22 protein-coding genes are annotated in these 22,439 nt (G+C 63.0%); 3 read left to right on the top strand and 19 right to left on the bottom strand.

Annotation, left to right across the window (positions count from 1 at the left end; genetic code table 11):
• Positions 1–99 precede the first annotated feature (99 nt).
• The 6 genes from ASD63_RS11475 to ASD63_RS35665 form a co-directional block, all read right to left on the bottom strand.
• Complete coding sequence (locus ASD63_RS11475) at positions 100–1,569, bottom strand: HAMP domain-containing sensor histidine kinase (protein ID WP_034787754.1); 1,470 nt, start codon at positions 1,567–1,569, stop codon at positions 100–102.
• The gene (locus ASD63_RS11480) at positions 1,566–2,240 is read right to left on the bottom strand and encodes a response regulator transcription factor (RefSeq protein WP_034787757.1); all 675 of its coding nucleotides are present in this window, start codon (positions 2,238–2,240) and stop codon (positions 1,566–1,568) included. Before ASD63_RS11480 ends, ASD63_RS11475 begins: the two co-directional genes overlap by 4 nt.
• Positions 2,241–2,306: 66 nt before the next feature.
• Positions 2,307–2,687, bottom strand: coding sequence for a hypothetical protein (locus ASD63_RS11485; RefSeq protein WP_060517777.1), 381 nt, complete (start codon positions 2,685–2,687; stop codon positions 2,307–2,309).
• Between the two features lie 244 nt (positions 2,688–2,931).
• Positions 2,932–3,240 carry a hypothetical protein gene (locus ASD63_RS11490; RefSeq protein ID WP_060529307.1) on the bottom strand — a complete coding sequence of 103 codons (309 nt, stop codon included), beginning with the start codon at positions 3,238–3,240 and terminating at the stop codon, positions 2,932–2,934.
• Between the two features lie 355 nt (positions 3,241–3,595).
• Complete coding sequence (locus tag ASD63_RS11495; RefSeq protein ID WP_244495189.1) at positions 3,596–4,348, bottom strand: EAL domain-containing protein; 753 nt, start codon at positions 4,346–4,348, stop codon at positions 3,596–3,598.
• Between the two features lie 90 nt (positions 4,349–4,438).
• Positions 4,439–5,158, bottom strand: coding sequence for a hypothetical protein (locus ASD63_RS35665; protein ID WP_234798791.1), 720 nt, complete (start codon positions 5,156–5,158; stop codon positions 4,439–4,441).
• Between the two features lie 311 nt (positions 5,159–5,469).
• On the opposite strand from ASD63_RS35665, the gene ASD63_RS11505 reads away from it, so the two are divergent.
• Both ASD63_RS11505 and ASD63_RS11510 read left to right on the top strand, forming a co-directional pair.
• Complete coding sequence (locus tag ASD63_RS11505) at positions 5,470–6,855, top strand: sensor histidine kinase (RefSeq protein WP_034787765.1); 1,386 nt, start codon at positions 5,470–5,472, stop codon at positions 6,853–6,855.
• Positions 6,856–6,860: 5 nt separating this feature from the next.
• A complete protein-coding gene (locus tag ASD63_RS11510) occupies positions 6,861–7,502 on the top strand; it encodes a response regulator transcription factor (RefSeq protein WP_034787767.1) in 642 nt (213 codons plus the stop codon).
• Between the two features lie 53 nt (positions 7,503–7,555).
• Here ASD63_RS11510 and ASD63_RS11515 read toward each other — a convergent pair whose 3' ends face one another.
• A complete protein-coding gene (locus ASD63_RS11515) occupies positions 7,556–8,014 on the bottom strand; it encodes a hypothetical protein (protein ID WP_034787769.1) in 459 nt (152 codons plus the stop codon).
• A 276-nt stretch (positions 8,015–8,290) separates the two neighbouring features.
• Here ASD63_RS11515 and ASD63_RS11520 point away from each other — a divergent pair, with 276 nt between their 5' ends.
• The gene (locus tag ASD63_RS11520) at positions 8,291–9,598 is read left to right on the top strand and encodes a hypothetical protein (RefSeq protein ID WP_226020780.1); all 1,308 of its coding nucleotides are present in this window, start codon (positions 8,291–8,293) and stop codon (positions 9,596–9,598) included.
• 40 nt (positions 9,599–9,638) lie between these two features.
• On the opposite strand, the gene ugpC is transcribed toward ASD63_RS11520, so the two are convergent.
• From ugpC to hpaD, 12 genes are all read right to left on the bottom strand, one after another.
• Positions 9,639–10,721, bottom strand: coding sequence for a sn-glycerol-3-phosphate ABC transporter ATP-binding protein UgpC (gene ugpC, locus ASD63_RS11525; protein ID WP_060529310.1), 1,083 nt, complete (start codon positions 10,719–10,721; stop codon positions 9,639–9,641).
• A gap of 3 nt (positions 10,722–10,724) precedes the next feature.
• Positions 10,725–11,771 (bottom strand): NAD(P)-dependent alcohol dehydrogenase, encoded by a 1,047-nt coding sequence (locus ASD63_RS11530; protein ID WP_060529311.1) that lies wholly within the window; start codon positions 11,769–11,771, stop codon positions 10,725–10,727.
• Between the two features lie 32 nt (positions 11,772–11,803).
• Complete coding sequence (locus tag ASD63_RS11535) at positions 11,804–12,625, bottom strand: carbohydrate ABC transporter permease (protein ID WP_244497233.1); 822 nt, start codon at positions 12,623–12,625, stop codon at positions 11,804–11,806.
• A complete protein-coding gene (locus ASD63_RS11540) occupies positions 12,625–13,485 on the bottom strand; it encodes a sugar ABC transporter permease (RefSeq protein WP_060529313.1) in 861 nt (286 codons plus the stop codon). The genes ASD63_RS11535 and ASD63_RS11540 overlap by 1 nt, the downstream gene beginning before the upstream one ends.
• Before the next feature lie 90 nt (positions 13,486–13,575).
• The gene (locus ASD63_RS11545) at positions 13,576–14,853 is read right to left on the bottom strand and encodes a sugar ABC transporter substrate-binding protein (protein ID WP_082572853.1); all 1,278 of its coding nucleotides are present in this window, start codon (positions 14,851–14,853) and stop codon (positions 13,576–13,578) included.
• 227 nt (positions 14,854–15,080) lie between these two features.
• Positions 15,081–16,013, bottom strand: coding sequence for an AraC family transcriptional regulator (locus tag ASD63_RS11550; RefSeq protein WP_051659111.1), 933 nt, complete (start codon positions 16,011–16,013; stop codon positions 15,081–15,083).
• Between the two features lie 96 nt (positions 16,014–16,109).
• Positions 16,110–17,342, bottom strand: coding sequence for a peptidase T (pepT, locus tag ASD63_RS11555; protein ID WP_060529314.1), 1,233 nt, complete (start codon positions 17,340–17,342; stop codon positions 16,110–16,112).
• 134 nt (positions 17,343–17,476) lie between these two features.
• A complete protein-coding gene (gene hpaI, locus ASD63_RS11560; RefSeq protein ID WP_060529315.1) occupies positions 17,477–18,283 on the bottom strand; it encodes a 4-hydroxy-2-oxoheptanedioate aldolase in 807 nt (268 codons plus the stop codon).
• 8 nt (positions 18,284–18,291) lie between these two features.
• Positions 18,292–19,095, bottom strand: coding sequence for a 2-oxo-hept-4-ene-1,7-dioate hydratase (gene hpaH, locus ASD63_RS11565; RefSeq protein WP_060529316.1), 804 nt, complete (start codon positions 19,093–19,095; stop codon positions 18,292–18,294).
• Between the two features lie 3 nt (positions 19,096–19,098).
• Positions 19,099–19,968 (bottom strand): fumarylacetoacetate hydrolase family protein, encoded by an 870-nt coding sequence (locus tag ASD63_RS11570; protein WP_060529317.1) that lies wholly within the window; start codon positions 19,966–19,968, stop codon positions 19,099–19,101.
• On the bottom strand, positions 19,965–21,401 hold the full coding sequence (locus ASD63_RS11575) for a pyridoxal-dependent decarboxylase (RefSeq protein WP_060529318.1): 1,437 nt from the start codon (positions 21,399–21,401) through the stop codon (positions 19,965–19,967). The genes ASD63_RS11570 and ASD63_RS11575 overlap by 4 nt, the downstream gene beginning before the upstream one ends.
• A gap of 50 nt (positions 21,402–21,451) precedes the next feature.
• Positions 21,452–22,432: a 3,4-dihydroxyphenylacetate 2,3-dioxygenase gene (hpaD, locus tag ASD63_RS11580; RefSeq protein WP_034787793.1), complete on the bottom strand. Its 981-nt coding sequence runs from the start codon at positions 22,430–22,432 to the stop codon at positions 21,452–21,454.
• Between the last annotated feature and the right edge of the window lie 7 nt (positions 22,433–22,439).

Here is a 22,439-nt window from a genome sequence, read left to right on the forward strand (position 1 = left end):
AACGATGTATCGCAGCAAATGTGGAGCATCGGCACCGCCTTGATAAGGGGCAACCTGAAAAGCTTTTGAGAAATCTGGGGCGGCATGCCGCCGCTTCTGTCAGACGATCGGGCGTGCCGGCGCGGCCGCAGGTCGGCTTCCGTCGATCAGCGGCAAGTGCAGGCGCACCCGCGTGCCACGCCATGGACCGGTGAGAATGTCGATACGGCCGTCGTGGAGCCGGGCGATCTCGCGCGCGAGATTGAGCCCCAGCCCGGCGCCGGTGGAGCGCGGACGCAAGCGATAGAAAGGTTCGAAGACGCGATCGCGCTCCTCTACCGGAATGCCGGGGCCTTCGTCGTGGATTTCGAGCCCGCCGGCGGCGTCGACCAGAACGGTGATCGTGCCGGCACCGCCGCCATGTTCGATGGCGTTGCGCAGAAGGTTGGCGACAGCCTGCTCGATCTGCCGCGGCCGCGCGCTGACCAGGGCGCCCGGCGCTTCGGCTTCGAATGCCAGCTCGTAGCCGGCTTCGAACGCAAGCGGTGCGAAGTCCGCTGCCATGACCCTCCCGAGAGAAACGAGGTCGACCACCTCGAGCGGACCGCCGGCATGTTCGAGGACTTGCCGGTCGAGAAGCTGCTGGGCGAGATGCGACAGGCGCTCGATATCGAGCCTCAGGCGGGTGGTTTCGGGGTCTTCCTGCAGAAGCTCGGCGCGGGTCCGCAGGATCGCGATCGGGGTGCGCAATTCATGGGCCGCATCGGTCAGGAAGCGGTTGCGCTGGTCGTATCCCTCTCCCAGTCGCGCCAGGGCCCGGTTGAAGGCCCGCACCAAAGGGGCGATTTCGGTCGGCACTTCCTCGGTTTCGAGCTGCACCGCGCGGTTGTCGATGTCGATGCGCCCCGCCTGGTCGGCGGTCGAGACGAGGCTCGCGAGCGAACGGCGCACGACGGCCGGCGTCGTCAGCAGAGTGGAGACGCCCATGACCAAGACGATCGGCAAAAGGAAGCAAAGGACAACAAGCACGAGCGTCGGCATGACCTCCATCCACGCCGTCCTGCCGTCGAGGTCGCGCGCCATATCGACATTGATGCTGATCTGCACGTCCAACGGCTCATTGTCGCGGCGGGAGGAAACGGTCGCCGCGAGGATCTGGACCCGGCCGGCTTCGGTCTCGACATTGTGGAGGACAGCGTCCGGAAGCGTACCGCCTTCTTCGAAAAGCAATTTCGCCCCCTCCACCCGTTGCAGCAGGTCGCCACCGGCTTCTTCATAGGGGGCAGGGACGTTTCCGTAGCGCACGACCTGGCCGGCGGCGTCGCGGACGATGTACCAGAGATTGGGATAGGACTGGCGAAGCTCGCGCAGGTCCTCGGTCTCGTGGACGGCCAGCACGCCGTTCGCGTCGCGCCCGACGGCGCGGTCGAGCACATCCAAGGCGGCTTCGTTGTCGACGAGCAACCGTGGCTGGGCGATGAACACGCCCAGGAAAAGCAGGCCGATGAAGACGAACAACGTGGCCGCCTGCAGGAGGATCAGCCGACGGACGAGGACCCATTGCAGCGAGCGCGGACGAACCTTGATCATGTCGTCGCGCGCAGGAGATAGCCGAGATTGCGGATCGCCCGGATTTCGACGCCGGCGCCGACGTCGTCGAGCTTGCGGCGCAGGCGCGAAAGATGGGAGTCGAGCGCGTTGGATTCGATCTCGTCTTCCATGGCGTAGACCGATTCTTCCAGCGTCGCCCTGAGCACGGTTCGGCCGGGCCGCCGCATCAGCGCTTCGAGCGCAAGCCGTTCTCGGCGCAGGAGGTCGAGAGGCTTGTCGTCGACGGCGGCCTCCCGGTGGCGGAAGTCGTAGATGAGCCGCCCGACCTTGGTCTGCTCCGATTTGAGCGTGACCGGACGGCGCGCAAGCGCGCGCAGCCGCGCCATCAGTTCCTCGACGGCAAAAGGCTTGGAAAGATAATCGTCGGCACCGGCATCGAGCCCGCTGACCCGGTCGTTGATCGATCCCAATGCCGTCAGCATCAGGATCGGCGCCTCGACGCCAAGGCTTCTGAGCTTCGGGATAAGATCCAGCCCCTCGCCATCCGGCACCCGGCGGTCAAGCACGACCACGTCATAGGGCCAGAGTTCGGCAACGGCCTCGGCGTCGGCGAGCGTCGAGACATGATCGACGATCACCTGGCGCCGCGCCAGGGCAGCCTTGAGGGCCGAGGCCATCTCCGGCTCGTCTTCCAGCAGCAAGATGCGCATGCCACTTTCCCTTCTGTGCCCGCATCTATGCGGGTCGCTGATCCGTCACGTCGACTGCCCGAGGCGTCACTCGCATTCCAGCTTCGGCTGGCGGAAGTTGGTGATGTACCAGCGGCCGTGCTGCATCCGGGCGTAGAAGCTATAGAAGCACTCCTGTTCCTCGACATAGCCCGGCGTCGAATACTCCTCGTAGCGCATTCCGCGCCGGGTGTCCCTGATTTCGCCGCTGGATGTGCCGGAGACGACATTCGTTGAGATCTTGCGCCATTGATAGGCGCGCTCGTTCCAGCCGAGATCGAGAACATTGGTGGGCGGACCATAGTCGATGATGACGGATTCGACCGGCTGGCCGATATAGGTCTTCATCGTATCGGATGCACAGCCGGCCAGCAGGGCGGCGGTGGCGGCGAAGCAGGCGAGGGTGCAAAACCCCTTAATGGAGAGCATGGCGGATCCCGGTTTTCCTGCAGCGCCAGTCGTCCACGGGACGCGCGAAGCCAGCAGTTGTCGTTGACGTGCCGCCCGTCCGGAAGGACTGCGATCCGGAGCGATGCGACGGCTGACCGGGAGCTAAAGGGCCAAGATTACAGGGGCATTGCAGGGCCGGCGCGAAGCTGGCGAAAGCTGCGCCGACGAAGCCGGTGGCGGGGGCAACGGATGTCGTTACTGCCGAAGAAGCGCTGCATGCTTCCTAGGCAGCGCGGTCTGTGTCACGTGTTTGCGCTACCTTGGGATCAGCCGCGTAAACCAGGCCCGGCTTGACGATCCACTCGCCCGTGCGAAGTGCCAGTACATCAAAGCCGCCGCTCACCAGGCGCGGTGCCACGCCGACGAAACGATAGACAAGGCCCTCTCCGTCGCGCACGGATTCCCGTATCGGACAACCGCCCAGAGAGCCGATAACGTCGCCCTCGAACGCGACATCCACCAGCATGAAATATTCCGTCGGCAGACGGCGGCTGGCTCTGGAGGAGAGTTTGAACCCGTTTGTGAATTTCATAGTCTTGCTCGTCTGTGACGCCTTCGGAACCGGACATGCCGGTACTGGCAAGCGTCTGCGCTGTTCTGTTGCTTTCGCGTCCGAAGCCGGGTGGGTTGCCGCCAACGCAAATCCGGCCGATCACAGGAAAGGTGAATGCTGCGGCACCGGGTGTTGCGGCGCGGCACGTCTCAAGCCATCCAAAAGCGGCACCAGCATGGCAGCATGCCTGAGGCAAAACGACCTACAGGCACATTGCCGCCCGCTGCTTCTATCGCGCGGATCGGCATAGGATTTCGCCTGGGAAGATGGGATGGGAAGATCAGAAAAGCATAAGGGGAGGGAGTGCAGTGCGCTTGGATGATTGCGCGCGACGCTAGCAGAGCATCGCGGTTTGAGCTGGACGCAACTCGCCGCCAAACAGCGGGCTGAGGGTCGGTTCGGAGAGCAGGAACCCTTGCACGTGCGTTGCCCCGGCGCCTTGCGCGGCCTCAAATTGTGCATAAGTTTCAACACCTTCGACCACAACGACGGGAGCGACGCAGGACGCCAGACCCACCATGTGCAGAAGGAACCGCTCCGCGTCGGGACGTCCGAGCCGCAGGAAGAAGCCGTCGATCTTCACGATGTCGACGGGCAGGGACAAAAGTGCCTCCGGCGTCGAAAATCCCGTTCCGAAGTCATCGACGGCGACCCGATATCCAAGCTCTCGTACGCTTCGAACGAAACACCCGGCCGTCGGGAGCGCTGAGATCGGCAGGCTTTCGGCGAGTTCGAGCACGAGGCGCGATGCCAGCCCCCGATGGGTCGACAGCAGATCCAGGAGCAGCGTCCGGTTACGTTCATCGCAGATGCTTCCGACCGAGATGTTGCAGCCGAGGTCGCCGGTTGGATGATGCGCCAACCAGTCGAAGGCGAGCGTGAGCATGTGCCTGTCCAGCGCAGCAATGCGGCCGGCCGCCTCCAGATAGCGTATGAACTCGCTGGCGGTCATGACCTCGCCGTCGGGTCGGATGATCCTTCCCAGACACTCCGAATAGAGCACGGTGCCGACATCGGCGACGGCATTGACGTGTTGAAGTGAAAACCCGACGCGCCCTTCTTTTGCTGCGTGGTCGAAGATTTCCACAACACGGTCAAACATTTAAACTCCATTGGCTTGGACGCGGGTCCGGATGCAGCCACCGGCTCACCAAGTGAGCCGGTGGCCAGTTCCTCGTTATTGGGCGGTCTCCGGCTCCGGTTCGACAACAACCACCGTCTGCGGCGGCAGCGTGCCGCGGATTTCGTCGATCTTGCCAACGGCGGGGCCGACCCCGAGAATCCCCTTGGCTTCGTCGACCATGTCGTCGGTCACCACGCCATCCTTGGTGAAGCCCGCTAGCGCCTCGCGCAGCGCTTCGTCGCTCAGCGCAGGATCGGCTGGGATGGCGTCGACGCCATTTTCCGCCTCGAACTGCGCATAGGCGATTGCGTAAGCGGAAACGGCCGCCATCTTCGGATCGTTTGAATTGAGATAGGCGTGGTAGTTGCGGTTGAGCGAGTTGAACCCTCGCTTAGACTCGGGCGCCACAACGGGATCGACTACCGGATCGACCACCGGGTCCGATGCAACCACGACCGATTTGGCGGGTTTCTCGGCTTTTGCCGATTTGGCTGCCTTGGTCGCCTTGGTCTTGCTGCCGGAGGTCCCGGATTTGTGCTGCGATTTTCCACTGGACTTGCCAGTGCTCGTTTCCTTGCTTCCGCGGGAAGTGTCGGATTTGCTGTGGCCAGAACCGCCACCGTGGCTCCCGCCATTGCCACCACCGTTGCCCCCGCCGTTACCGCCGCCGCCACCATTGCCACCACCGCCGCCATTGCCGCCTTTGGCGTAGGCGGAATCGATCAGGCTCAGGGAACCGGCAGCCATTGGCGCGACTGCCAGCGTCAGCGCCATGATGCTCCGGACGATCAGCTTCGTCACAGGCATAGATATCTCCTCATTTCCAACTGGTCGTTCTCATTTGCTTACGGATCGAGACACGACGTTCGATGTGAAGACGATATCTGCGCCTCCGAGACGGCGCCATCGGCCCCCGACCATTGCCTTTTCGCCTAGGACCTAGGTCCTATTCCGCAGCATCAAAGGTCCGAACAGTTCGGTCGCGATGGCTGCGCCATTGACCCTGTCATGAGAGTGGTTAGGTTGGCGCGGCCTTGCTACAATCGTCGCGCCGCACGAGCCGGCGGCCCGATCCGAGAGACCTGGTGCGCGTCCAACAGCTTATCACCCGCTGGAATTCTCAATCTCTAGCCACCCAGTTCCTGCTGATCGGAGGAGCGGTCGCCGCTTGTGCGATGGTTCTGGTCGGCGCCTTCGTATCGAACAGGATCGAAGACGCAGTCACCCGGAATTCCGCCGCAACGACGGCGCTTTACGTCGACAGCGTGATCGCGCCGTTGCTGCCCGATATGCAGACGAATGAAGTGCTCGATGAAACGGTTGCCCGTGCGCTGGACGAGACCCTTGGCCAGGGCGCGCTCGGCGAACGCCTCCTCTCGTTCCGCCTTTGGCGTGCGGATGGCACGCTTCTCTATTCGAGTGACCAGGCGGCCGTCGGCACCAAGGTGGAGCCAAGCGAGGAACTTCAGACGGCATTTTCAGGCAAAATGGTCGCCCGCTTCGACCAGGCCGGGGATGGGACGGCGGACAGGGCTACGGCCGAGCCGGCGCTTGCCATCTACAATCCGGTGCTCCAGCCCTGGTCCGGCCAGGTGGTGGCCGTGTCGGAATTTCATGAGGTGGCCAATGATTTCGAACAAAGCCTCAATCAGGCGCGCGCACACACCTGGTTGGCGGTCGCAGCCTTCACGCTTGCCTTCTTCGTCGTGCTGTCGGCGATCGTGCTTCGGGGCAGCAAGACGATCGAGAGCCAGCGGCATGCGCTCGCCCAGCGCGTCGACGAGCTTTCGGCATCGCTGGCGCAGAACGAAACGTTGCGCGGCCGGCTGCAGCGCGCGTCGCAGCGCGCCACCGCATTGAACGAAAGCTATCTGAGGCGCATCGGCGCGGACCTGCATGATGGCCCCGCCCAACTCGTCGCCTATGCTTCGCTAAGACTGGGCAGCGAGACCTTGAAGCGCGACGCGACGCCGGCGGCCACCCGTGCGCGCGAGATCGGCGCGATCAAGGCGAGCCTCGACGAGGCGATGCAGGAGATCCGCACAATCTGCGGCGGCCTGGTCCTGCCGCAGATCGAGACGGCCGGACTGGCAGAGATCCTGCAGCGTTGCGTGAAGGCCCATCAGCAGCGCACAGGGGCGGCGGTCGAGCTCGCCCTGGCCGATCCGCCGGACCGTCTGTCGCAGGCGGCAAAGATCTGCATCTACCGCTTCGTGCAGGAAACCCTCAACAACGGCTACCGGCATGCCGGCGGCGTGAGGCAGCAGGTATCGCAACGAACAGTCGGCGACCGTGTCACCATCGAGGTCGCCGACGGCGGACCCGGATTTGATCCGGACAAAGTTCCGCCCACAAGTCTTGGTCTTGCCGGCCTGCGCGAACGGATCGAAAGTCTCGGCGGAACGTTTGAGCTCATCATCGAGCCGACCGGCACCACCGTTCGCATGACGACAAGCGTCAAGGAGATCTGACAATCATGACGTCAAGGATACGCGTTGCCGTGGTCGACGACCACCCTCTGTTTCGCGAAGGCGTGACCCGGAGCCTGTCGGAGATCGAGGGGTTTGAGATCGTCGCCGAGGGCAGTTCGAAGGACGACGCGACCGGGATCGCGCAAAGCCTCGGACCGGATGTGATGCTCATGGATATCTCCATGCCGGGCGGCGGGCTGGAGGCGATACCGGCGATCCTGGAGGTCGCTCCGTCGCAGAAGATCATCATGCTCACGGTTTCCGAAGACGGAGATGACGTGACCACGGCGCTCGACCGGGGTGCCACCGGCTATGTGCTGAAGGGCGTCGGCGCCTCGGCGCTCGCCGAGGTCATTCGCACTGTCGCTTCGGGCGAGCGTTACGTGGCGCCGACCCTGTCGGCCAAGCTTTTGTCGACGAAGGGCCCGGCTCAGCCTGGAAAATCCGGTCTGGTCGCAACCCTGACGCCCCGCGAGAAAGAGGTTCTGCACCTGGTGGCCGCCGGCATGAGCAACAAGCATGTCGCCATCGAGCTGGACCTGCAGGAAAAGACCGTGAAGCATCACATGACGCAGATCATGACGAAGCTCGGGGTCGCCAACCGCACCGAAGCGGCAATGGTTCTGCGCGACGCGCGCGAGCTTTAGTCTCTGAGACCGACCGATACCGTCGCACCGCCGACGCTGATCGGCGGCGCGTGCTAATGCGCCAGGGTCTCCATGCGCTGCTTGTCGGCTGATGTCGCGCGCCGGTTGATGATCGTCCGTCCGCGGGCATCCTTCATGATGTAGCGCCCCTTCCTGACTTGCTCGGTTATGCCGCCCTTGTGACGGATACCGGTTTCGCCATCGTCGGTGGCGTCTTCATTTGCACGGGAGGCCTTGGAGTTTCCGCCGGAACGGTTTTCGTTGGAATTCCCGTTTCCATTGCCGTTGCCACCGCCATTGCCGTTATTGCCGCCGCCGTTCCCGTTCCCTCCGCCATTACCACCACTATTTCCACCGCCGTTGCCGCCGCCACTATTGCCGTTCTTGGCGAGGGCGACCGTCTCGGTCATCGACAGGCCTGCACGGGTCAGATCGAGCTTGTAGGGAAGGGTCGTCACCAACAGGACCGCGGGCCAGAAGAATGCAGCAAGAAAAATCCGGCGATTGGGCATTTCAGTCCTCTGGCGATGTCGCGGCACAGGGTGGGCACGCTCCGGCGGATACCGGCAAGCTCGACTTTGCTCATGGCCGGCATGGCCAGTCAACGCGCGTCTGCGCTGGTTACGCTTTCCCAGACCTTTCCCCGGCGACGGCCGGACAATCGTCGGATTCCCTTAGGACCAAAGTCGGGTTCAATGCGTCGTCGTTTGGCGGCTGTGGCCTGCGCTCTTGCCGAGCAGCGACCGTGGCGTGACGGGTAGTCAGGCGATGGCGCGATTGAAATTGTCATGCACGCCGTTGCATCGTTTCATTTGGCCATATTCTCGACACCGAGATCGTTGACGTCTCCGGCAGGCTGGGACCACCCGGCGCTCATCGAGCGCCCGCTCCTGCGCCTCTTCGGAGGCCCGGGGGCGGGCGTTTTGCGCCTTTTGAAAGATCAACACTTGTCACACGACAAATCGACCGGGCACGTCAAGAAACGCATCGTGCTGCATTTTCCCGGCTTCGAGCCGCTGGATGCCGTCAAGCATCAGGCGCGCTACAAGCGATCGGCGGTCAAGACGGCGAGACTTCAGGATTTCGATGTTCAGGTCGGGCAGGTGGAGAGCGAGGGACCCGGCCGCTATTTCGACGTGGATAGCCAGGGCGCCGACTGGCAGACGGCCAGCCGCGTCTACATCTTCGATCACGACGAGATCGTCCGACGCCTGAATGGCCGGGGCACGCTGCATCGAATGGTCGCGGGCTACCTGAGCGCCCTGCGCGTCGTCTGGGAAGGCGGCGCATTCGGCTACTTCCGGCATGCCTGGCGGTTCGGCCTGTTCTTTCTCTTTCCGTTCCTGCTGGTGGCAATTGGCGTCGCGGGGAGCGTGTTGATCGGCACCGCCCCCTACTGGCTTGCGCTTGAATCATCGCTTCTCGTCCTGAGCGCGATCGTCGCCTACCTGGTCTTTTTCAAGCTGTTTCTCCCCTGGTCGGAGCGGTGGCATACCCTGCATCTCTTTTCTGACTGGGAGCTGGCGGTTGCCGTTGCGCGTCTGGAAAAACCATATTTAAAGCAATGGGTTGAAGACAGCCTGGCATCCGTGCGGGCCGCGCTCAACGAACCGGCCGACGAGTACGTCATCAGCTCTCACAGCATGGGCTCCAGCATCGCCACCCAGGTGATCGGCGCCCTGGTGGAGCGGGAGCCAGGCCTCTTTGCCGGAAAACGCATCGTCTTCGTCACGCTCGGCGGCGCGATCCTGCAGTGTGCGCTGCTGCGCTCAGCCGAAGTGTTGCGCGCGCGCGTCGGCGCCATCGCCCGGGTGAAGGATATCTTCTGGTTCGACGTCCAGTGCCTGACCGACGCGATCAATTTCTACAGATGCCAGGTGGTGGCGCTTGCCGGACACGGCGATGCGCCTCAGCCGCCCATCGTTTTCATCCGGCTCAAGCATATGCTGTCACCGGAGCGCTATGGCCGGATCAAGCGCGACTTCCTGCGTGTGCACCGCCAATACGTGCTCGATGCCGACGTTCGCGCGCCCTTCGATTTTACGATGATGACGGCCGGGCCGCTCCCGGCCGCCTCATTCGCCAACGCGGCCTGAAGGCAAACAGTCCTGTCGGGGCAGGGCTGTTGCTTGCCGCTCACCTACTCAGCACCGAGAGACCGCTCTCCCGGTCGAACAGGTGCAAGCCGTTTGGCTCGATTGTGAAGGATACGGCTTCCCCCGGCCTGGGGCAGCCGCTGGCCTTGACCAGTGCGCCAATTTCCTTGCCGGCAAACAGAAAGGTCACGAGCGCGTCGTTACCATGAAACTCGACCAGGTCGGCGATGCCCTCGACACGATTGAGCCCGCTTTCCGCCGGCGCCAGGTCGGCGGGACGTATGCCCAGCACCAGCGTCTGGCCATGGCGAAGCGTGAACCTGTCGTCCGAGATCGCGAAGCTGCCGCCCGCACTGCGCAACAGCCAGCTGCCTTCGGTCTTTTCGGCCGTCACGTCGATGAAATTCATGTTGGGTGTGCCGATAAAGCCGGCGACGAAGAGCGTGCGCGGGCGTTCGTATATCTCGGCGGGCGTTCCGACCTGCTCGATCGCGCCACCCTTCATCAGGACGATCCGGTCGGCAAGTGTCATCGCCTCCAACTGGTCGTGGGTCACATAGATCGTCGTGGTCTTCAGCTTCTGGTGCAGCCGGGCGATCTCGACCCGCATGTGATTGCGCAGCTTCGCGTCGAGATTGGAGAGCGGCTCGTCAAAGAGGAAGACCCGCGGCGTCTTGATCATCGCGCGGGCGATAGCGACGCGCTGCTGCTGCCCGCCGGACAGCTCGGTCGGCTTGCGGGCGAGATAGGGCTCGAGGCCGAGCGTTCCCGAAACAGCGCGAATCCGCGTATCGATCTCCGCCTTCGGCACCTTCATGCGCTTCAGTCCGAAAGCGATGTTGTCGTAGATCGTCATGTGTGGGTAGAGCGCATAGTTCTGGAAGACCATGGCAACGCCGCGGTCGCGAGGCGGCAGGTCGTTGACCGCCCGCCCGCCGATCGAGACGATGCCGCCGGATATGTCTTCGAGACCGGCAATCATGCGCAGCAGCGTGGACTTGCCGCAGCCGGATGGACCGAGAAACACGATGAATTCATGATCGGCGACATCGAGGTTGAAATCCTTGATGACATCAACGGCGCCGTATTGCTTGTCGACATTGGAGCAGACGATGTTCGCCATGGCTCAATCCTTCCCACTGTCCATGTGGATCTGTAGTTTGATATCAGTCGGTCGGGCGGATGCGGCCCGCTCGAATGCCCTGATGCTGTCTTCGAAGCGGAAGGTTTCAGTGATCAGCGGCTTCAGATCGACCTTGCCGGACGCGATCAATTGCAGGGCGCGGTCGAAGATGTTGGCGTAACGAAACACCGTTTCGATCCGGACTTCCTTGGAGATTGCGCCCGGAACGTCGAATTGTACCGGTTCGACCGGCAGGCCCACCAGAACCACGGCACCGCCCGGGCGGACCAGATCGAATATCCCGGAAAAGGCCTTGGCGCTGCCGCTCGCCTCGAAGACGAGATCGGCGCCCCAGCCGCCGGTTTCCGCGGCGATGACATCGGCAAAAGGCCGCTCGGCGATGTTGACCGGGATGATGCCCGGATACTGAGCGGCGATCGCCAGCTTCTCCGCGCTGAAATCGGAGATGAAGACACGGCTGCAGCCACCGGCAAGGGCTGCGAGCGCCACCATGATGCCGATCGGCCCGCAGCCGATCACCGCGGCGACATCGCCCGGTGCAATCCGCGCGCGGGCGGCTGCCTGCATGCCGATGGCGAACGGTTCGACCATCGCGCCTTCGGCAAAGGAGATGTTATCGGGAAGCTTGTAGGTGAAGGCGGCGGGATGGACTGCGAAGGGAGCGAGCACGCCATGAACCGGTGGCGTTGCCCAGAACCGCACCTTGGGATCGACATTATAGATGCCGAGCTTGGAAGCGCGGGAGGTCAGTTCTGGAACACCCGGCTCCATGCAGACCCGGTCGCCGACGTCGAGCGTTTCTACATTGCTTCCGACCGCGACGACGGTGCCGGCCGCCTCATGACCGAGCACCATCGGTTCGCGCACCACATAGGGGCCTATGGCGCCGTGGGTGTAGTAGTGCACGTCGCTGCCGCAGACCCCGACCGTGTCGATAGCGATCTTGACGTCATCGGGACCAAGTTCCAGCGGGAGATCGATCTCCCGGATTGCGAGCTTGCCTTTTTGCTCGAGGACCAACGCTTGCATGAAGGATTTCCTTGTTTTTCCAGTCTTGGGATTCATTGGGTCTTGCGCTTGAAGGCGCTGTTGAGCATGCCACTTAGAACCCCGATGAAGAGCAGCGGCGGGATGGAGAGCAGCACAACGGAGGCGTTGAGGATGCCCCAGGGCACGTCGCGACCGAGCTGTGTCAGCTCCGAGGCGACGATCGGCAACGTCTTGGCGTCGGACGTCGTCAGCATCAGCGCAATCAGGAATTCGTTCCAGACGAGCACGAAGGCAAAGGCGACAGCTCCGATCAGCGACCGAAGGGCAATCGGCAGCGCGATAAGGAAGAAGATCGCATAAGGACCGCAGCCATCGACGCGGGCAGCCTCCTCGACTTCCTTCGGCACTCGCGCAAAGGCCGGGACGCTCAGCCAGATGATGGTCGCGAGCGTCAGCAGCGAATAGGTGACGATCATCGACAGGCGGGTGTCATAGAGGCCGAAATCGAGCCAGATCACCATCAGCGGAATGGCGATTGCGACCGGCGGCAGGAAGCGCAGCGACAGAACGAAGAACTGAATGTCGCGGGACCAGCGGTTGGGATAGCGCGCGATCGCATAGGCGGCGGGCAGGCCGAGGGTGGCACCGATCAGCACCGCAGCGCCCGATATCAGCAGCGAATTGACCAGGCCGGCAAAGACGCTTTCGCGGCCGAGCACATAGGCGAAGTTGTCGAGCGTCGGCTCGAAGAAGAAGAGCGGGGTCGGTGTCACGATGTCGACCCGGTTCTTGAAGGCATTGAGCGCGGTCCAGAACATTGGAAACACGGCAGAGAAGGCGGCGACGGCAAGGATGAGCCGGCCAATGAAGCGGCCAAGGGCGTGGGCGGTCATCACTGAACCCTCTTCCATATGAAGGTGAAGGCGATCGAGGTGGCGATCATCATCAGAACCGCCATGCTGGAGGCGTAGGAAATCCGGCCGGACTCGATGAAGCCTTGCGAGAAGGCGTACATGTCGAGCGTTTCGGTCGCGATGCCGGGGCCGCCGCGGGTCATTACGTAGATCAGGTCGAAGGCGCGCAGCGACTCGATCATCTTGACGAAGGCAAGCGAGATCAGCGGCGCCTTCAGCATCGGCAGTGCGATGAAGGCGTAAATCTCCCAGGTGCGGGCGTGGTCCAGCCGTGCCGCTTCGAATGGCTGGGGCGGCAGCGTTTCCAGGAGCTTCAAGACGATGACGGCGAAGAACAGGCCCCATTGCCAGACATCGACCAATGCGACTGTCGCAAGTGCAGTCGCCGGATTGGACAGGAGATCGAGTGGCTGACCGGTGATTGCCTTGTAGGGATAGGTGGCGATGCCATAGAGCGGATGGAAGGCGAACTTCCAGACGAAGGCGGCCGAAACGCGTGGCAGGATCACCGGTACCAGAAACAGGAGCGCCAGCAGGTTGCGCGTGCGCGGCGAGACGCATTCGAAGAGCAGGATGCCAAGGCCGACGGCGATGGCGAGCGTTATACCGACGGTCACGGCTTCCCAGGTCAGGGAGACGCCGATCGCATTGATGAAGCGGCGGTCCGAGAAAAGGTCGATATAGTTGGCGAAACCGACGAAGCTGCCGTCCGGACGGCTGAGTTCCCGGTTTTGGAACGATATGTAGATCGCATAGGCCGTCGGCACGAGGGCGAGAACGGCAAGGATGCCCATGGCCGGGGTGAGGAACACCGCCGGCAGGCTGTTTTTCTGCTTCATGTGATCAGTCCTACGGCTGGGCTTTGAACGCCCCCGATGGTGCGGGCCACCGGCGGCTTTGCCGGCCGATGGCCCTTGGGAGGAACCGGCTTACTGGCTGCGGGCAACCAGGTCTTTGGCGAAGCCGTCGAGTTCGTCGAGGCCTTCCTTGATGTCGGTGCGCGTTCCGGTGATCAGCTCCTCGAGGATGATGCCCCAGCGGTCGCCAAGATCAGGCCATTGCGGGTTCTGCCAGAAGTTGACGGCGGTGACCTTGCCGGTATCAGCAAGCGCCTGGCCGAGATCGGGGCCGTAGAGCTCGGCGAATTTCGGGCTGGTCATGATGCTGGTGCGATTGAGTTCGCTGAACTGTCCGGCTTCGAGCCGCCGGGCCTCGTTTTCCTTCGAGGTCGCCCAAGCTACGAACAGACCGGCGCAGGCCTTGGAGGCCTCATCCTTGTTGGCCTTCATGCCGACTGCCAGACCATGGCCGTAGCCGCCGCCCGTCAACGGTGCCGGAGGCGGCAGGTAGCCGACCTTGCCGGCCACCTTCGAGGACTTCGGATCGATCGCCATGCCGACGAGCGGGGTGGATTCGATCAGCATCGCCACCTGGCCGGAGGTAAAAGCACCAACCGCCTCGTCCCAGCCGCCGGTCTGGCTGCCCGGTGCCGAGTACTTGAAGAGTTCGAGATAGGTCTCGGTCGCCTTGACCGCCTGTTCGCCGTCAAAGACCGGCGTCTTGCCGTCGAACCAGTTGCCGCCGAAGCCCTTGAAGAAGGGCATCCAGCGCCAGACATTGGCGCCCGAGCCGCGCTGGCCGCGAAGGGCTGTGCCGTAGATACCCTGGTCGGGCTGATTGAGCTTCTTCACTGCGGCAACATATTCGTCGAGCGTCTTCGGCGGCGTAATGCCGGCCGCCTCGAGCAGGTCCTTGCGGTAGACCATGAGGTCCCCGCCGCCAGTGACCGGCGCAAACCAGACCTTGCCGTCATAGGTCGCGACCTTCTGGCGGCCCGGATCGAAATCGGCGTAGTCGTAGTCGGCAGGATAATAGTCCATCAGCGGCGCGACCCAGCCGGCCGACGCAAATAGCGCCACATTTGCCTCGTCGATGTAATAGACGTTGTACTTGCCGATGGTCGAGGCGTCCGCCTTGGTCTTGGCGCGGCGGTCGTTTTCGTTGAGATAGTCGATCTCAAAGGATGCGCCGCCCGAGAGCTTCTCGAATTCGGACTTGTAGTCTTCGAGCAGCGTCAGGCCGTCGCGCGGCTGGGCGAGCACCTTGATCGTGCCGGAGCATTCGGCAGCGACCGCAACAGTCGTCAGGCCGGTGGAAAGAAGGCATGCGAAGGCGATGCTCGAAACGAGCGTTTTGGCTTTTTTCATTGTGAAAAGACCTCCCCAGGTCTGCGATGCGCGCCGGATACTCCTCAGATCCAGTGCGTTTTCCTCATAGCGAACCGTTTCGCTGGGTTCGATGATAGGCCTTACGCTCTGCCGAACTAGCGTGCGCGATGCGGCAATTCTGTACTTTCTTGCAGAAAATTTCCAGATGCCAGCCGTTTGCAGCGCAGCAAACGCAAGGATTCATTGCCTGGGTGGGTGAAACGCGCCTAAGAACGGGAAGTACGACGCTGGCCCGTCAGCCGCCTGTAGGCCGAAGGCGTCATCTTGTGCTGGCGCAGGAAGGTGCGATTGAAATTGGAGATGTTGAGGTAGCCGACCTCGAAGCAGATGTCGGTGATCGGCACGTCGGTTTCGGCAAGCAGCTTGCACGCCTGCCAGATGCGCAGCTTGTTGACGTGGTCGGTAAAGGTGTTGCCGGTATTCTTCTTGAAGAAACGGGAAAAGGCCGTTTCGCTCATGCCGGCCTGCCGGGCAAGATCGGCAAGATGAATGTCGGTGGCGATGTTCTCGTAGATGAAGGCCAGCGCGCCGCGCAGCACGTCAAGCGATTGTTGGTCGAGTTCTGGCGCGAATTCCGGCGAGGAGAGCAACTCGTATTCCTCGGTGTTGACCAGCAGATCGAGCAGCTGGATGAACAGCGAGAAGCGCGAGAGCCCTTTCAGGCTGCCCATGCGTTCGATCAGATCGGCGCCCTTGGCGCGGGCTTCGCCATGAAACACCAAGCCGCGCTCGGCGCGGGCGAAGAAGGCCTCGAGCTCGGCAAATTCCGGCAAGGCGTCGGTGATCTCGCGCATGCGATCCGGGTGGAACTGCATGACGATGTCACGGCCTTCGATAATCTCATCGGGTTCGGTAACCGTTACCCAGTCATGCGGCAGGTTGCTGCCGATGACGGTGAGATAACCCGGACCGAACTGGCCGATATGATCACCGACGAAGGCAAGGCCCGAGGCCTTGCGGATGAGATGGATTTCGATCTCCGGATGGAAGTTCCAGACGTTCCGTTCCCAGGGATAGTTGTCGAGACGCCATAGGAACGTCTCGTTGACGCCGGTGACGATGTGCTCGAAGGTCGGCGGGTTGGTTGCGAGCGAAGCGGGCTTTGCCGGCGCGCGTTTTGAGCCTCGCGCCGTACTCATCGCCTGACCCTCCTTCGCGCCGTGTCGATCGGTCGTCTCCTTTGGAGAAGGAGCGGCTGCCTATTGCACCCAAGCCGCCCCGTTTTCCGGACTATGTCAGGCGCGTTCGGCCCAGATCTTGGCGAGCTCGACCAGCGTCTTTACGCTGCGCTCCATGTCCTGGCGGCTGACCCATTCGAGCGGCGAATGGAAGGCGTGGCCGCCGGCGAAGAGGTTGGCCGAAGGCAGACCCATGAAGGAGAGCCGCGAACCGTCGGTGCCGCCGCGGATGCTGCCGCGCACCGGCTGCATGCCGGCCCGGCGGATCGCCTCGATGGCGTTTTCGACGATCTCCGGATGGCGGTCGAGGATGGCCTTCATGTTGCGGTACTGCTGCTTGACCTCGAAACTGTAGGTGGAGCCCGGATAGGCCTTCATCACGTCCTTGACGATGCCTTCGAGCATGGCTTCCTTCGAGGCAAGGCCCGCCTCGTCGAAGTCGCGCACGATGAGGCCGAGCTGCGCCCTGTCCATCGAGCCGGTCACGCCGGTCGGATGCACGAAGCCGTCGCGGCCCTCGGTGCCCTCGGGCGAAACCTCCCGCGGCAGCCGGCTAATGATGTTGCCGGCGATCTTGATGGCGTTCTCCATCTTGTCCTTGGCAAAGCCCGGGTGGATGGCGACGCCCTGAATGACGATCTCGACGCCATCGGCGGAAAAGGTCTCGTCCTCGATATGGCCGGCGGTTTCGCCATCGACCGTATAGCAGAATTGGGCCCCAAGCTTCTTCAAGTCGACCTTGTCGACGCCGCGGCCGATCTCTTCGTCGGTGGTGAAGAGCAGCTTGATCGTGCCGTGCTTGATTTCGGGATTGTCGACGAGAACTTGAGCGGCCGCGACGATCTCGGCAAGCCCGGCCTTGTCGTCGGCGCCGAGCAGCGTCGTGCCGTCGGTCGTGACGATGTCATTGCCGATCTGGTCGTTGAGAACCGGGTGGTCGGCGACGCGGATTACCTGCTGCGGATCTCCCGTGAGCCTGATATCGCCGCCCTGGTAGTTGCTGACGATCTGCGGCTTGACGTTCGTGTCGGTGAAATCCGGCGCCGTGTCCATGTGCGAGCACCAGCAGATGACCGGCACCGGCTTGTCCACGTTCGAAGGAATGGTGGCATAGACGTAGCCGTTTTCATCGAGATGGGCGTCGGCAAGGCCAATCGTCAGCAGTTCCTCGACGAGCACGCGACCGAGGTTCTTCTGCTTTTCCGTCGACGGCTGCGTCTTCGACCTCGCGTCGGACTGGGTGTCGATGACGACATAACGAAGGAAGCGGTCGAGAACGGTATCGGTCATGGCGGGAATCCAATGCTGGTGGGCGTCAGACCGCTATACCCCCAGACAGAGACGAGGGAAAGTCGTGACCGCCCAACGCATGCGGTTGGTGGTGGCCCGACTGGCTCCTCCGGTCGCGGCGCAGACGATGCCGATCAGTAGATTTTTCCAGCCGTCGTCTCGGTCTCGCCTCTGGTACCCTTGAACTCCGCTGCCAGCTTCGACGTGGCGCCGACCAGCAGGCCGACATCGTTGCCGACCGCCACAAAGGTCGCGCCGAGTTCTAGGTAGCGGCGGGCAAGGGCCTGATCGGAGGTCAGGATACCGGCCGCCTTGCCGTGCGACTGGATGCGAAAGAGCGCCGCCTCGACTGCTTGTTGTACCTCCGGCGCACCGGGCTTGCCGAGGAAGCCCATGTCGGCGGCAAGATCCGCCGGGCCGATGAAGACACCGTCGACGCCTTCGGTCGTGGCGATCTCGTCGAGCGCGGCAAGGCCGGCCCGGCTTTCGATCTGCACGAGCAGGCAGATCTCGTCATTGGCGGTCTGCAGATAGTCGGGAATACGGTTGAAGGCCGATGCCCGGGCAAGGGCGGCACCGACTCCACGCACGCCATGGGGCGGATAACGCACGGCGCGCACCAGGGCGCAGGCCTGTTCGGCGCTTTCGACCATCGGCACCAGCAGCGTCTGCGCGCCGATGTCGAGGATCTGCTTGATCATCCAGGTCTCGCCGATCGGCGGCCGGACGATGGCGTGGCTTGGCGATGCGGCGAGCGCCTGGAGCTGTGCCGCCAGAAGCGGCACGTCGTTCGGCGCATGCTCGGCGTCAAGCAGCAGCCAGTCGAACCCGGCGCCGCCGCAGATCTCGGCCGTATAGGGATTGGCGAGCGCCAGCCAGAGGCCGATCTGCGGACGCTTGTCAGTGAGGGCCTGTTTGAACGTATTGCGCGGAGCGGGCATGGTCGGTCCTATTCGAAGAAGCAGCTGACGGTGCCGGACGGGCCGAAGTCGGCGACGATGGTGTCGCCATGGCGCGCCTCGACCGGGCGGATGAAGGAGCCGGCAAGCACGATCTGGCCGGCCTCGATACGGTCGCCGTAGAGCGCCAGGCGATTGGCGAGCCAGGCGATTCCGCGGGCCGGGTGGTTGAGCACGCCGGCGCCCAGTCCTGTCTCTTCGACCTCGGCATTGCGCGAGACGATCGCGCCCATCCAGCGCATGTCGATCGCATCGGGCCGCATCTGTCTTCCGCCAAGCACGATGCCGGCATTGGCGGCGTTGTCGGAGATGGTATCGACAATCGTGCGCGCCTTCTTCGTTTCCGGATCGACGCGCAGGATCCGCGTATCGAGGATTTCGAGCGCCGGCGTCACGTAATCGGTGGCGTTCAACACGTCGAAGACGGTGACATTGGGACCGGAAAGCGGCGCCTTCATCACGAAGGCGATCTCGGCCTCGATGCGCGGCTGAATGAAACGATTGCCCGGAATGCGCGCGCCGTCCTCAAACAGCATGTCATCGAAGAGCACGCCGGAATCGGGGATGTCAATGTTGAGCGCATATTGCATCGCCTTCGAGGTCAAGCCGATCTTCCAGCCGATCACCCGGCGTCCGGCGGCGATCTTCCGTTTCACCCAGGCGGCCTGCACCGCATAGGCGTCGTCCATGGTCATTTCAGGGTGTTGCAGCGACAGGAGACCGGTCTGGACGCGCTCGCGTTCGGCGGTGTCGAGCGCGGCGGCCGCGGCTTCGGTCTGGGATTTATCAAGCATGGCTCAGGCTTCGTCGGCAACTGGGTTGATGAGCGTGCCGATGCCTTGGGCCTCGACCTCGACGATGTCGCCAGGCTTCAGCCAGATTGGCGGATCGAAACGGGCACCGGCGCCAGTCGGCGTGCCGGTGACGATGACGTCGCCGGGCACCAGCGTCGTGAAGGTAGAGACGTAATTGATGATCTTGCGGAAGGAGAAGATCATCCGGCTGGTGCGGTCTTGCTGGCGAACCTCGCCGTTCACGCGGGTTTCCAGCTTGATGTCGGCAAGCTGGGCCTCGTCGGTGAATGGCACCAGCCAAGGACCGATCGAGCCGGTGCGGTCGAAGTTCTTGCCCTGGGTGACGTTGAACTTGGCATGGCGCACCCAGTCGCGGATCGTGCCTTCGTTTGAGAGCGAAAGCGAGGCGACGTGGTCGAGCGCCGTCGCCTCGGGGATACGACGACCGCCCTTGCCGATGACGATGACGATCTCGCCTTCATAATCGAGTTGTGCGCTTTCCGGCGGGCGGATCAGCGGCTGCCCGTGTCCGGTGAAGGAGCGCGGGAAACGGATGAACAGCGACGGGTTGGAGGGTGCCACCTGCCCGTCCTTGTATTCCTCATTGCGGTCCGGAAAATTGACGCCGACGCAAATGATCTTTTCCGGTGCCGGTATAGGGATCTCGTAGCGGATATCGTCGAGCGAAATGTCCGCCGGCAGTCCGGCCGCTTCGTCGGCAAGCCGGGTAAGGGCACCGGCTTCGATCACCTCGCGCAGCGTCGGAAAGGTCGATCCATATCGTGTGCTAAGGTCGATCAATCCATTGCCGGAAACGAGGCCGTAGCCCCGCCTGTTTCCGGCCGAAAAGGTGACGAAACGGGGAGGTGTCATCGGGAAGCCTTCGTTTTTTCGTGTTGTCCGTCGAGCGCGGCGGCGACCTCGACAATGACCTCGAACGCCGTCTCGGCATCCTCTTGCGTCATGTCGAACTGGCCCGCCTGGAAACGGATCGCCACGCGACCATCGACGCGCGTCTGGGTCAGGTAGATGCGGCCGTCATCGTTGATCGCGTTGACCAAAGCGATGGTGTGGGCGTCCGGATCCCCTTCGCTCAGATGGCGGAACGAAAACAGCGACAGCATCGGTGCGGTCACGATCTCGAAATCCCGGTGCTCGGCCAGCCGCTCCGCCAGTTGCCGGGACCAGCGCACGTGGTTGCGGACCATCGTCTGCAGGCCTTCGAGACCATGGAAGCGCAGCAGGAACCAAAGTTTCAGAGCCCGGAAACGCCGGCCGAGCGGGATCGTCCATTCGGAATAGTTGATGATACCGTCGCGCCCGTGCGTCTTCAGATATTCCGGCTGGATCGCCAACGTCTTCACCAGATCATCGGGACTGCGGATGAAATGCGCCGAGCAGTCGAACTGCGCACCCAGCCACTTGTGCGGATTGAAGACGACGGAGTCAGCGTTTTCGACGCCGGCCCAGAGTTCGCGAAACTCCTCGCAGATCATCGCGGCACCGGCCCAGGCAGCATCGACATGGACATAGAGACCGTGCGCATGGGCGACCCGTATAACCTCGGCGATGTCGTCGCAGGCACCCGTGCTTGTCCCTCCGGTGCAGGCGATCACGCCCGCCGGCACGAGGCCTGCTGCCTTGTCGCGGAGGATCGCCGCTTCGAGCGCCTGGCAGTCCATCGCCCGCCGCGGCCCGTTCGCCGGGATTCGCACGAGGTTCTCCTCGCCGATCCCCGAGACCCAGATCGCCCGGTCGATCGAGGTGTGAACCTGATCGGAGGAATAGATGCGAAGTTGCTGCTGGCTGGCGAGGCCCTTCTTGTTGCCGTTCCACCCGAGCGCCTTCTCGCGCATGACAAGCACGGCCGAGAGTGTCGCCGAGGACGCCGAATCCTGGATCACACCGGAGAAGCCCTCGGGCAGACCGATCGCCTGGCGCAGCCAGTCGAGGACCTTGGTCTCGAGCTCGGTCGCCGCCGGCGAGGTCTGCCAGAGCATGCACTGCGCCGCCATGGCGGTGACGAGGTATTCGGCGACGACGGAGACGGGTGCCGCGTTCGCCGGGAAATAGGCAAAGAAACGCGGATGCTGCCAATGGGTCATGCCCGGCAGGATGATCTTCTCGAAATCCTCGAAGATCGCCTGCATGTCCTCGCCGGCCCGTGGCGGCTGCGCCGGGATCTGGGCGGCAATCGCCCCCGGTGCCGTCTGCGCCCGCACGGGGCGGTCACGCAGCGAGGCGCGATAGTCCGCACCCCATTTCGCCGCCTTCAGCGACCATTCGGTGAAACTCTTCTCGTCCATTTTCTACTCCCGTTCGATGCGAGGCCCTTAGCCGATCCACTCGCCAAACGTCACGGCGCGACGATCGGTTGGGCTTTCAGGATCGAGTCCCTCGCCTCGGCACCGGCAAAGGCGCTGCCTTCCTCGAACCAGGATTTCGGTGCCGGCGCGCCCCAGAGCGTCTGGCGCTGCGGGTCCTTCAGGTCCCACTTGATCGGTTCCAGATCCGGATCGACGGTCTGGTAGTCGGAGCAGTAGATCTCGATGCGGTGTCCATCAGGGTCGCGGACATAGAGGAAGAAGGCGTTGGAAATGCCGTGGCGGCCGGGGCCACGTTCGATATTGGCGAGCCAACCGGAGGTCGACATCAGGTCGAGCAGGTCGATGATGTTGAGCGGCGTCGGCACCCAGAAGGCGGTGTGGTGCAGGCGCGGGCCGCGGCCGTTGGTAAAGGCGATGTCGTGCACGCCGCCCTTGCGATGGGTCCAGGCGGCCCAGAGACGTCCCGTCTCCTCATCGGCCGTGTATTCCGTTACCCGGAAGCCGATCTCGTTGTAGAAGGCGACCGCTTCGTCGACATTGGGCGAGAAGCAGTTGAAGTGGTCGATGCGCAGCGGTTTGACGCCGCGGTAGAGCGCGTATTTCTGGTGGATTGGCGGCAGGCGGTCCATCTTCGAATAGAATTCGAGCGGGATGCCCTGCGGGTCACGGGTGCGAAAGGTGCGTGACTGGTAGGGGCGTTCGATCCACTCGACAGGCAATTCTTTCGCTTTGAAGAAATGCGCGGCCTTTTCGAGATCCTCGTCGCCAAAGACCTTGAAGCCGAGGTCGCGAGCCTCAGCGCTCGCCGCCTTCTTCAGAATGATGCAGTGGTGGCCGCGTTCCTCCATGGCCCTCAGATAGATCGTGTCCGCCGTCTCGTCGGTGACCTGCAGGCCCAGCACGTCGACATAGAAGGCGCGCGATTTGGCAAGATCGGTGACGGCGAGCTCCACATGGCTCAGCCGCACGATGTTGAAGGGCGGGTAGAGGTTCGGTTTCGGCAAGGGCATTGATGTC

Origin of the sequence: Ensifer sp. Root558, from assembly GCF_001427045.1 — a bacterium.
Lineage (GTDB): Bacteria > Pseudomonadota > Alphaproteobacteria > Rhizobiales > Rhizobiaceae > Ensifer > Ensifer adhaerens.